The organism is Marivita sp., assembly GCF_022763305.1.
GTDB lineage: Bacteria > Pseudomonadota > Alphaproteobacteria > Rhodobacterales > Rhodobacteraceae > Marivita.
On sequence record NZ_JALEGT010000103.1, the window covers coordinates 1 to 11384 of the forward strand.

The window sequence follows — 11384 nt, forward strand, 5'->3', positions numbered from 1 at the left end:
AAGCGGATTTGGAGACCCATTCTGCACATGAGCATCATGGTCATCATGCAGGGGCCGACCCGGAAGATGACCGATATGATCTGGTTCCGGCAGGCCACGAGGGTCCTATATATACGTGCCCGATGCATCCTCAGGTAAGGCAACCTGATCCCGGCGCGTGTCCGATTTGTGGCATGGGGTTGGAACTGGAATCCGGTGTGCCCGGTGATGACGGCCCCAATCCCGAGCTGGTGGATTTCACACGACGGTTTTGGGCCGGAACGGTCCTGACGATCCCGCTCCTCGTCCTTACGATGGGGCCTTTCGTCGGTTTCCCCGCAGTCCGGACATTCTTCGGTGAAAGCACCACGCAATGGATAGAGTTGATCCTTGCAACGCCAGTGGTCTTGTGGTGCGGCTGGCCGTTCTTGGAACGAGGTTGGATTTCCTTCCGCACGATGAACCTCAACATGTTCTCCCTGATCGGCATGGGTATTCTCGCTGCCTGGCTCTTCAGTGTTGTTGCCGTTCTGGCACCGGACGTTTTTCCTGATGGGTTCCGCGATGTCGAGGGGCATGTCGGTGTCTATTTCGAGGCCGCTGCGGTGATCGTGACGCTCGTGCTGCTCGGTCAGGTGATGGAACTGCGGGCGCGCGAAGGGACCGGCAAGGCAATCCGCGCGCTTCTTGACATGGCGGCCAAAACAGCGCGGGTCATACGAGGCGACGGGTCGGAAGAGGAGATCCCACTTGAACACGTTCAAGTGGGCGACCGACTGCGCGTTCGACCCGGCGACAAGGTGCCGGTCGATGGCGTGGTTTTGGAAGGCCGGTCGTCGATCGACGAGAGTATGATTTCCGGTGAGCCCGTACCGGTCGAAAAGACCGAAGGCGACCCTGTGACCGGTGCGACGATCAATGGCACCGGCAGCTTGGTGATGCAGGCGACACGAGTCGGCTCCGACACGATGCTGGCGCAGATCGTCGAAATGGTCTCGAACGCACAACGTTCGCGAGCACCGATCCAAAAGTATGCTGACCAAGTGGCCGGCTATTTCGTGCCAGCCGTAATCGGTATCGCAATCCTTTCTTTCGTTTCTTGGGCAATCTGGGGACCGGTGCCCGCGCTGTCATACGCACTTGTCTCGGCCGTCGCGGTTCTGATCATCGCCTGTCCCTGTGCGCTTGGCCTTGCGACACCAATGTCCATCATGACGGCGACCGGGCGGGGCGCTCAGGCCGGGGTGCTGATCAAGAACGCCGAGGCGCTGGAGCGGTTTGAGAAGGTCGACACGCTGATCGTCGACAAGACAGGTACGCTGACCGAAGGCAAACCGCGCCTTGTGGCCGTCCTTCCTGAGACCGGATACGATGAGGCAGACGTGCTGCGCCTTGCCGCATCTCTGGAGCGCGGATCAGAACACCCGCTTGCGGAAGCCATTGTCCAAGGTGCCGAGGAGCGCGGTGTAAAGATGGCCAATGCCGAGGATTTCGAGGCCGTAACCGGCAAAGGCGTCAAGGGCGTCGTCGATGGCAAGACGGTCGCCCTCGGCAATCTGGCAATGATCCGCGACCTGGGCCTTGAGGCTGGCGATTTGACCCTCAAGGCCAATGACCGGAGAGACGACGGCGAGACGGTGATGTTTGTAGTGCTGGACAGCCAGATCGCCGGGCTTGTCGCTGTTGCTGATCCGATAAAAGAAGCTACGCCTGCTGCAATCAAGGCGCTGAAAACACTCGGTTTCCGGGTAATCATGGCCACTGGCGACAACGAACGTACCGCAAAGGCGATTGGCGCGAGGCTTGGCATCGACGAGATCCGGGCAGATGTGCTGCCCGAGGACAAGGCGCGGATCATCGAGGAGTTGCAACAAGAAGGCCGTAAGGTCGCAATGGCTGGCGACGGCGTCAACGACGCTCCGGCCTTGGCTCAGGCTGACGTCGGCATTGCCATGGGCACTGGCGCAGACGTAGCCATCGAAAGCGCGGGCATCACTCTGGTAAGGGGCAACCTTGATGGCATCGTTCGCGCCAGAAAGCTCGCGCACGCCACCATGCGCAATATTCGTCAAAACCTGTTTTTCGCGCTGATCTACAATGCTTCTGGCGTCCCCGTCGCGGCCGGAGTTCTGTTTCCCTTCTTCGGTATTTTGATCAGTCCGATGTTTGCCGCTTTTGCAATGAGCGCCTCATCGATCTCAGTGGTGCTCAATTCGCTGCGCCTTCGCAGCGTTCGAATCTAGGGTCAATGAAACAGTATTTTCCGAAGGAAAAGTAAAAAGGATCATTTGATGCAGGGCGACAAAGAGATGTATCGCGAAGGCTCCATCAGTCTCGGCGGAGCCATTGCGATGGGGACTGGCGTAATGATCGGCGCGGGAATTTTCGCGCTGACAGGGCAGATTGCGCAACTTGCCGGGCCGAACTTTCCGCTTGCCTTCATCGCAGGTGCAGTTGTCACGAGCTTCAGTGCCTATAGCTACATAAGAATGTCGAACAAGTGGCCGTCCTCCGGTGGCATCGCAATGATCCTGCAAAAGTGTTACGGCCCAGGTGCAATCGCAGCAGGTGCCGCGTTGCTGATGGCGCTCAGCATGGTGATTGCGGAGAGCCTCGTCGCCCGAACCTTTGCCACGTATGTCTTGCGCCCTTTCGATATCGAAGGTGGACCTCTGGTACCTGTCCTGGCGGTAGCCGTGATTGTGTTCGCTTTTTTGGTGAACATCGCCGGAAATCGCTCGGTTGGACTGTTCTCGCTGATTATGGCAGCGATTAAGATCGGAGGCATAGCTCTGTTCGGCATCGCTGCCCTTTGGTCCAGTGGTTTTGCATTCGCCGCCGCCACCGAGACGTCTCAATCCTACGGGATTACCGGGTTCATAGCATCCACGGCGTTGGCCATCCTCGCGTTCAAGGGGTTCACGACGATCACCAACAGCGGAGCCGAGGTCACCGAACCAAACCGCAACGTTGGACGAGCGATAATGTTCTCGATCGGGATCTGCGTCGTCGTCTACCTTTTGGTCGCCTTCGGGGTTGGTTCGAGCCTGACGATCGAGGAGATCATCTCCGCGCGTGACTATTCGCTGGCACAAGCGGCGCAACCCGCCCTAGGACAAACCGGCTTCATACTGACGGTGATCTTGGCTGCCGTCGCAACCGCGTCTGGCGTTCTGGCCAGCGTCTTCGCAGTGTCGCGTATGCTGGCAATGCTGACCGACATGGAAATGATCCCACACAACCACTTCGGTATGTCCGGCCCAATCCAACGCCACACACTGGTCTATACCGTTGTTATCGCATCAACGCTGGCCGTGCTTTTCGATCTGGGCCGGATTGCATCCCTCGGGGCATTCTTCTACCTTGTTATGGACATGATCATACATTGGGGTGTGTTCCGCTTTCGTCGAACAGATCTCGGCGCCTCCGGCATTGTGCTTCTGACTGCCCTGTCGCTCGATGCAATCGTATTGGCAGCCTTCGCCGTGATGAAGCTTCAAAGTGACCCGATGATCGTTCTCTACGCCGCTGTCGGGATGATCGCAGTGTTCGCATTCGAGCGTTTATACTTGTCGCGATGGGTGGCACCGCAAGCCGCCCATGCCCACGGTGATTAGCAACAATCACCTTGCCTGAAGAAATGTGATTGCTTGTGCACCAATCGTAATAAGCCCGACCGATGAGGCAAATGCAGACAAAGCAAGCAACATCACGCCCGTTTTCATGGGGAAACGATGAACAATCGGTCTGAGAGTTTCCGACCGCCTGATAGCCGAACAATATAGCGGCAACGCGCTGATCATGGTTGCGTAAAGGTATACGCCGGAGATGTTCTCGAAAAACGCCGAACGCGCAAGCGTCGGGGACACGACCGCCAAGGCCGTTGAACGATTGCCGCCGAATGACCCGAACCAGTCGGCAGATAGAAAGTAGACAAGCGCGTGGAGGCCTGGAAAGAGGAGGGCCCTGAGTACAACGTCTGCGAGCACGAGAGACGCCGTGTCACCTGGGCCGGCTTTTGCATGCTTCGTAATGGCAAAAAGGTAGAAACTGACATAGTTCACCGCAAAAACAACGGGCAAACCATTTGTCGCGACCTGGCGCAAAAAACGCATAAGCGCCGGTCCGCCGGCCGCGAGAGCCGGAGCAAAGCCGGGGGCCAGCAAGATGTAGAGCATCAAAACCGGCAGTAATGAAGCGAAACTAAACAGCAGGACATTTCTCACAAACTGAGCTGCCGGCATGCTGACAGAAAAATACCTATCCATATGAACAGGCTGGCATATGGACGCCGCAGGTCAACAGGCATGTTCCCGGTCTTCCAAGGCGGAGTGAAGCGATAAGCCGAAAGCAAAGCATTACCAGAAATCGCTTAGTCAGTCCGTTTAATGCAAATCGGGTTACCTTCGACTTCACACCTTCTCTGCAGAAGCAATTAGACGAAGAGCGCCAACAACTCCGACAGCGGTGTCCGCAACTGAAACTTTCCGCACCTAAACACCGTGCCTTCCGTCGAGACGCCAAGAGTAATATCGTTTGGCTAGGGAAACCGACCACAGGATCAAACTGACACCATCCATTGGCGATCCATGTGTGTCCAGAGAATGGTGAAATGTATTAATTGTCAGCGGTATGTATCGTTTTTTTGCCCACAACAAGGTCACCTTGATGAAGCATTACTTGATCTTCAGCGTCCTCAGCGCAGCACTATCGTCGCTTTCCGGAGTGTCCGCTGCTGCACAAGTGTTCTTGACCCTTGAGGAGCTCGACACCCCGGCCGCGTTGAACGCGGAAAGTCCGTCCCTCGCTATGATGCCGGATGGCCGCGTTTTGATGTCTTGGATCGAGACGAATGGTCCCGTGCGCGCCGCTGTAAAGACAGCAGTTCTGGACGGGTCCGACTGGTCGAAACCGGTCGCAGTCGTGGAAAGTGACGATCTGTTTATCAATTACGCCGACTTTCCCTCAGTTGCCGCGCTGCCCGACGGCACGCTCGTCACCAGTTGGTCGCGCATGAGCGGTGACAGCTATTATGCCTACGACACTGTTATTTCTCTGTCCCGCGACAGTGGTGCATCTTGGAGCGCGGGGATTGTGCCGCATCAGGACAGATCGGAGCGGCAGCACGGCTTCATGTCGATTGTGTCCAACGGGTCTGGCGGGATAACCGCTATGTGGCTTGACGGGCAAGACTACGACATTGTCGACAGCCAAGGCGGCGCCGAAGCTGAAGGCAATGCAATGCAGCTGCGCTCAACCACGCTTTCGTCAGACGGGGCGCTATCGGAGGAAGTCCTGCTCGACGAACGCACCTGCACCTGTTGTCAGACCACGGCCGTCGCGCTGGACGACGGGACAGTTCTGTTGGCCTATCGGGATCGGACAGAAGCTGAGATCAGGGATATCTCTCTGGTGCGACAGGTCGACGGTGTCTGGTCCCAGCCCGTCGAGGTCAGCGGCGACGAGTGGGAGATTTCAGGCTGTCCGGTGAATGGGCCTGCCATTGACGCCCATGGCAGCCAAGTCGCTTTGGTGTGGTTCACAGCGGCGGACGAAACCCCCGCCGTCAGGATGGCGTTTTCCGACGACCGGGGTGCGAACTTCGGTGTGCCGATGAGCATTGACCTTGGCGCGCCCTTCGGCGGAGTGGATGTGGTCCAGCTGTCCGATGGCTCGGCACTCTTCAGCTGGGTCGAACGGACTGCCGCAGGTGAGGTTGTCCTTGTGTGCCGCGCCAATCCTTCGGATGGCTGCGGCGCACCAGTTGCGCTGACCCTAGTGCGCAAGGGTCGGACGATAGGCTTTCCGCGTATGGTAGCGTCAGGCGCGGATGTTTGGATTGCATGGAACGAGACCTCGCGTTCTGCGAACGGCGCACTGATTGTGCGTTTGGCACACGCAACCGTCGAGTTAGTCAAATGATGGCTTATAGGGGATGTTCGACAACTCATTCGCCCTAGCAAACCGCTAAGCAGACTTATTAGATGAACTGGCTACGATTTCGACCGAAAACTTGGGCACGACCATTGAGGCTCAGGCATATGTCTGAGGTAGAAGCCTACCGTTTCCACGCATTCCGGGCCTGTCCGCGTGATTTGATTACGAATTGTTGCCCTGGAGTGCGGATTCGGATAGCCGTCTTTAGCTTAACATAAACTTCATTACCGGTTTTTTAACTGTACGCGGGGTGGATTCACAAATGAAGTGCGAATTCTGTATAAAACCAGAAGCTTGCATGGAGGATGTGAATGGGCCGCTGCTAAGGAATCCAGAATCGCAGTGGCACGAAGAGGCGGCCTGCACGATGTGCGGGACCCACTCAGATGTCATGCGGGTGCTCAATCCCAAGCAGGAAGGAGGCCGCGGTTAGGGTTGCTTTTGTAGATCTGACGCTATATAAGGTATATGCGCAACCAACATGGGGAGGGTGCCATGGTAACGGCTTCCTTTGATAATGCCAGTGCTCCAAATCCGACATCGAAGTCCGCGGAGCCAATGGCTTCGGATCGGGAAAGGTTCGTCGCGCAATCCGAGAGATGGATCAAGAGGGTCGCGAAGGAGATGCCGGATTCCTTCTTTCAGGCGGCCATGTCGGGCAAGTCCGGCTCCGACGAGCTTGTGCAGGCCGTGATGGGTACGCACTTCAAGGTGGATGCGCAGATCACCCAAGTGCTCCTCATGAGATACATGCGCGCCGTGGACCGGATGGTCAGCAGCATGCCGAAGGATCTGGTTGTGTCCACTCTCGCCGCACCCTCCGACTTCGGAGCCCTGGCTCGCGCTTTGAGCGATCCGCGCATTTCCGAGCCGTCCTTGCGAACGGACCCTCTCGCTGGCGCCGTTGGACGTTCCATCGCCCATCGCCGTACGCTCACGGAGATGGCCGGAGAAATGCTGTCGAGTTCGCAGGTCGAAGATCTCCTGGGCATCAAGCGCCAGGCGATCGACAAGCGGCGCAATGCACACAAGCTGCTTGCTGTGCGGATGGCGTCAGATTGGGTCTACCCCGCATTTCAGTTCGGGAAAGAGGATGTTCTTCCAGGGATCGAAGAAGTTCTTCAGGCCCATGCCGATGATGATCCTTGGGTAATCCTGGATATCCTGCTTTCCCGGGATGACACATTGCGCGGTCGGACATTGCTTCAAGCGATCCAAGAGGGAGATGCGGAAGCGGTTTCGCGTCACGTCGCGCAGCAACATGGTGACGGATACGCATGAGCACGGCGCCGCGCGGCACGACAGGGGAGGCGCCCGCACCTCCTCCGGATCTGCATAAGCGCAGTCTTCCGCTCGTGAAAATTCGTGCTGGAGAACCGCTTTACCGCGTCCATCGATCGACACTCGGACCCATCTTCTACGGCCCCGGCTCCGGCAATCCGCCAAGCTTTCGTTTCGACTGCCTGAGTGGACGTTTTGGCGTCCTCTATATCGCTCCCGGGCCTGATGCCGCCATGATCGAGACCTTATTGCGCAATCCGCAGCGACTGACGGTGAGTTACAGCGACGTGAAAGAGCGAAGCCTTTCGATCCTTAAAGCGAGCCGTGATCTGCACCTGGTGGAGGCCATGGGCGAGAACCTGTCTCGCCTCGGGACAACAGCCGAGATTTCAACAGGCCCATATGATCCTTGTGGCGCGTGGTCCGATGCGTTGTTCGATCACCCAGAGGAGCCAGATGGCATCCTCTTTTCTTCCCGTCACAACCCTTCCGAGGCCTGCATCGCTCTCTTCGAAAAATCGGACATCTTGCTCGACGAGATCAAGACCACGCCGCTCCCTGATTTGCTTGCCGAAGTCGGTGCGCTTCTCGACAGGCATGGGAAATCTCTCTTCGGGGCCCCGTAGTACAAGCCCGACAAGATGCAGGTGATGCATCCCAAGAGCCTGCTTCGTTCTGACGTCAGACAAATCATGTCTCACCACACCGAATGGGTCAAACCATGTCCCTGCCCTTAAAAAATGCGGGAATGCCAAACCTGAAATTGTGATGTTGGCAGTTGCCAACATCACTCACTGCGAAAGGTCGACACCACAACAGATGACTGAGCCTTTGCCGTTAGATCAAAGCAAAGCGGCCTCATGGCTCAATGCGAAACCGGCGAACGAACCCTTGTTCGGGGACCCTGTCATAGACATCGAAGCTTGGCTGCGCCTTCGGTTGCCATACCCGGCCGAACTCCACCGAACATGAAAGCGGCGTCGCCGGAAAGACAGCCAGCGCCAGCCCGGCCTGCCGACCGTGATTCATCGCCACGCCCATGATCCGAAGGGTGCTTGGACCGGGGCTTCCGGCCGCGAACACATAGGCGGTGAAGACGACGAGCAGGTGGTTGATGTTGTCCATCGCGGGTCCTCTCAGGTTCCGACCAGCAGCTTGAAGGCGATGATCCACATCACCAGCGCGATGAGCGTCTCGAGGATGCGCCAGGCCGTCGGCCGCTCGAACACCGGGCGCAGCTTGATGGCACCGTAGCCGAGGGCAAAAAAGAAGACGAACGACCCGAGAACCGCGCCGACAGCGAAGGACCCTTGGCTGCCGGTGAACTGGGTGGAGATGGTTCCCAGAAGAACCACCGTGTCGAGATAGACGTGCGGGTTCAGCCAGGTGAGGGCGAGACAGGCCACCAGCGTGCGGAAGAGGTCGGTCTTCGGCAGCGAGGAATCTGCGGCCAGCGCCTCCTTCGACCGTAGCGCAGACATGAGGCTCTTCACGCCATACCAAGTCAGGAAGGCCGCGCCGCCATAGCGCATGACGGGCTCGAGCCAGGGCAACCATTCGGAGACGGTCCGGAAGCTGGTCACCCCCACGGTGATCAGGATCGCGTCCGAGATCGCGCAGGCGAGACAGACTGCCAGGACATGCTCGCCCCGCAGCCCCTGCCGCAGAACAAACGCGTTCTGGGCACCGATCGCCACGATGAGGCTGAGGCTCATCATCATGCCGGTAAAGAAGACTGCGAGATCCATGTGCTGGCCTCCACTCTGAAAGAATAGCCCTAGACTATGCCGTTGCGAGCAATTAGAAAAATTAAAGAATCTAATGCGAATGAAGATAATCTAAATGACGGTGGACTACGCAGCGCTCCGGGCCGTTGCCGCGGTCGTCAGGACCGGCAGCTTCGAACGGGCGGCCGCGTCGCTTAATGTGACCCCGTCGGCCGTCTCGCAGCGCATCAAGCATCTCGAGGAGCGTTTTGGCGCGGTGCTCATAGAGCGTGGGACGCCCTGCACCGCGACGGACAAGGGTCTTGCGCTCTGCCGGCACATGGACCGCGTGGGGATGCTCGAGAAGGACCTTATGGCGCAGCTGCCCGAGCTCTACGGGCCTGAAGATACCGGGCAACGGGTGACCCTCAACGTGGCCACCAACGCCGACAGCCTCGGGACCTGGTTTCCCGAAGCCATCGCGTCCTTCACCAAGGCCAGCGACTATCTCGTGAATGTGGCTATAGACGATGAGGACCATACCGCCGACTGGCTCCGGCGCGGCCGAGTACTTGCTGCCGTTACCTCGCTCGAACGCCCCGTCCAAGGATGCCGTGTCACGGCACTCGGATCACTCCGCTACCAAGCGACGGCGAGCCCCGACTTCGTTGCCCGATACTTCCCCGATGGCCTCACGGAGGAGGCGTTCCAGCGCGCGCCTGCGCTCACCTTCAACCAGAGGGACCGGCTCCAGAATGTCTGGGCGCGGGAGGTATTCGGGCACGACATGTCAATACCCACCCATTGGCTCCCATCGACGCAGAGCTTCCTCGAGGGGAGCCTCGCCGGCATGGGGTGGGCCCTCAATCCGGTGCAGCTCGCGAGGCCCCACCTCGAGCGCGGGGAGCTCGTCGAGCTTTTCCCTGGAAAGCTGCTGGAGCGGCACCTGTTCTGGCAGATCAACCGACTGGCCGCCGACCAGCTTCATGAGTTGTCCCGGTCAATCCTCTCGGTAGCGCGGCGCGAACTCAGCTCGCTATCTTGACGCTACACCGACGGCAGCTTTGTCCGACCTCGGCCGTCGGAAAATGCTGCGTGACGCGCGAACGACCGCTTCGGTGAAGCCGCGCCGCGGCATTGTCACGCAGTCCGAAGGTCGGCAATGGGTGGGACGATTGGCGTTACTAGGGAATTAGCCGACCCAATAGGTCCAGCCCGCTGCGCAGATCATGCCTGCGCCCATAGCCCAAATCGATTTACGCAGAAGGGCCATCACAAGGACTGCCACGCAAACTGAAGCACTTTCGCGCAAGCCGCCTCGTATCAATATGGATGCGACGAGGGCTGCAAGCACTGAAAGCGACAGGTTTTCAAGAAAGCGCTCAACTCGAGCCGACATAGGCAGCCAGATCATTATGAACGGCCCAGCGGGCCTTGAGGCGAGGGTCAGACCTGACGCAAGCAAAATGGCCGCCCATCCAGTAAATGCATCAGGCATCGACGAGGCTTCCCATTACGGCACCGACGATCACATTCCATCCTTGCGGTAGAATACTCTGGGTTAAGACTGCGATCGTCGCCCCCACTAAGATCGGAACCAACCGAACCGCCACCTTAGGACGACCCAGCACCATACCCGTCACTATGGCCGTCAGAAAACAAAGCATAACAACATCAAAACCATAAGCCGCTGGATTGCCGAATGCAGGGCCTGCCAAGGTTCCAATAGCCGCGCCCAGCCCCCAACCGCACCAAAGGACAAGGCCAGAGCCAAGCAAAAGTCCCATATCGCGTTCACCACGTCGAAACGCTGCCTGGCATCCCGCAAAATTGGCATCGTTCAAAAGGGAGAGCGAGAGCAGGCGTTGTGGCAACGGCATGAGGTTTACCCACGGAGCCAAAGCAGCTCCCATTACAACATTTCGCGTGTTTATGGCGAAAAGTGCGAGGGCCAAGGAGCCCCACGCCACCGATCCGTGCCAAAACTCCAACGTTGAAAACTGTGCCGAACTGGAAAAGGTAAGCAAACTGAAGCCGATTGATTGGGTCGCAGTTAGCCCCCGCGTCGAGGCTACCACCCCAAAGGCAATGCCAAAGGGGACAAAGAAGATCGCAATAGGGGCAAGTTGCATCATCCCCTGGCGGATACCGTTTGGGGTCATGATCGTAATGTGGTGAGGTAAATTTATAACCATAGGAAAGGTTAGATATTCTTTTCAATTGTCCGTCAACCATTACTCTGGTTAGACTGGAGTATGACCTATAGCTCTGGCACACCCCTCAAAGCCGTGGCGGGCAGATTGGCACTCGATTTTGTCAATACCGCTGACTGGACACCTTTTGGCTCCGTTCAAAAAGACCGCATCGAAAGACTTGATGATTTATCCCGGATAATTCATGAAGCTGCGAACTTTTGCTCAGGGGGGCAGTTTCGTGGGGTTTGGTTTTGTCTCGCGCACGCGACGTCGGCGTCCGGGTTTC

At 57.9% G+C, this 11384-nt stretch carries 12 protein-coding genes; 7 read left to right on the forward strand and 5 right to left on the reverse strand.

What is annotated here, in order from left to right; genetic code table 11:
- Both MRY75_RS18540 and MRY75_RS18545 read left to right on the forward strand, forming a co-directional pair.
- Nucleotides 1-2222, forward strand: a 2222-nt coding sequence (locus MRY75_RS18540) for a copper-translocating P-type ATPase (RefSeq protein ID WP_292309493.1), incomplete at its 5' end; no start/stop codon positions are given.
- A gap of 48 nt (nucleotides 2223-2270) precedes the next feature.
- On the forward strand, nucleotides 2271-3596 hold the full coding sequence (locus MRY75_RS18545; protein ID WP_292309494.1) for an APC family permease: 1326 nt from the start codon (nucleotides 2271-2273) through the stop codon (nucleotides 3594-3596).
- A 6-nt stretch (nucleotides 3597-3602) separates the two neighbouring features.
- On the opposite strand, the gene MRY75_RS18550 is transcribed toward MRY75_RS18545, so the two are convergent.
- Nucleotides 3603-4247: a hypothetical protein gene (locus tag MRY75_RS18550; protein ID WP_292309495.1), complete on the reverse strand. Its 645-nt coding sequence runs from the start codon at nucleotides 4245-4247 to the stop codon at nucleotides 3603-3605.
- Nucleotides 4248-4812: 565 nt separating this feature from the next.
- Here MRY75_RS18550 and MRY75_RS18555 point away from each other — a divergent pair.
- The 3 genes from MRY75_RS18555 (at nucleotide 4813) to MRY75_RS18565 (ending at nucleotide 7823) form a co-directional block, all read left to right on the forward strand.
- On the forward strand, nucleotides 4813-5901 hold the full coding sequence (locus tag MRY75_RS18555) for a sialidase family protein (RefSeq protein WP_292309496.1): 1089 nt from the start codon (nucleotides 4813-4815) through the stop codon (nucleotides 5899-5901).
- 510 nt (nucleotides 5902-6411) lie between these two features.
- Nucleotides 6412-7197: a hypothetical protein gene (locus MRY75_RS18560; protein ID WP_292309497.1), complete on the forward strand. Its 786-nt coding sequence runs from the start codon at nucleotides 6412-6414 to the stop codon at nucleotides 7195-7197.
- On the forward strand, nucleotides 7194-7823 hold the full coding sequence (locus MRY75_RS18565) for an RES family NAD+ phosphorylase (RefSeq protein WP_292309498.1): 630 nt from the start codon (nucleotides 7194-7196) through the stop codon (nucleotides 7821-7823). The genes MRY75_RS18560 and MRY75_RS18565 overlap by 4 nt, the downstream gene beginning before the upstream one ends.
- Before the next feature lie 232 nt (nucleotides 7824-8055).
- Here the strand turns inward: MRY75_RS18565 and MRY75_RS18570 are convergent, their stop codons facing one another.
- Both MRY75_RS18570 and MRY75_RS18575 read right to left on the reverse strand, forming a co-directional pair.
- Nucleotides 8056-8322, reverse strand: a complete 267-nt coding sequence (locus tag MRY75_RS18570) for a hypothetical protein (RefSeq protein ID WP_292309499.1) — start codon at nucleotides 8320-8322, stop codon at nucleotides 8056-8058.
- Between the two features lie 11 nt (nucleotides 8323-8333).
- The gene (locus MRY75_RS18575; protein ID WP_292309500.1) at nucleotides 8334-8945 is read right to left on the reverse strand and encodes a LysE/ArgO family amino acid transporter; all 612 of its coding nucleotides are present in this window, start codon (nucleotides 8943-8945) and stop codon (nucleotides 8334-8336) included.
- Between the two features lie 94 nt (nucleotides 8946-9039).
- Between MRY75_RS18575 and MRY75_RS18580 the strand changes: the two genes are divergently transcribed.
- Nucleotides 9040-9948, forward strand: coding sequence for a LysR family transcriptional regulator ArgP (locus MRY75_RS18580; RefSeq protein WP_292309501.1), 909 nt, complete (start codon nucleotides 9040-9042; stop codon nucleotides 9946-9948).
- A 147-nt stretch (nucleotides 9949-10095) separates the two neighbouring features.
- Here MRY75_RS18580 and MRY75_RS18585 read toward each other — a convergent pair whose 3' ends face one another.
- Both MRY75_RS18585 and MRY75_RS18590 read right to left on the reverse strand, forming a co-directional pair.
- Entirely contained in the window at nucleotides 10096-10401 is a 306-nt protein-coding gene (locus MRY75_RS18585; RefSeq protein ID WP_292309502.1) for an AzlD domain-containing protein, read from the reverse strand.
- The gene (locus MRY75_RS18590; RefSeq protein ID WP_292309503.1) at nucleotides 10394-11065 is read right to left on the reverse strand and encodes an AzlC family ABC transporter permease; all 672 of its coding nucleotides are present in this window, start codon (nucleotides 11063-11065) and stop codon (nucleotides 10394-10396) included. Before MRY75_RS18590 ends, MRY75_RS18585 begins: the two co-directional genes overlap by 8 nt.
- Before the next feature lie 93 nt (nucleotides 11066-11158).
- Here MRY75_RS18590 and MRY75_RS18595 point away from each other — a divergent pair.
- Nucleotides 11159-11384: hypothetical protein (locus tag MRY75_RS18595; protein ID WP_292309504.1), on the forward strand; the 226-nt coding region annotated here is incomplete at its 3' end.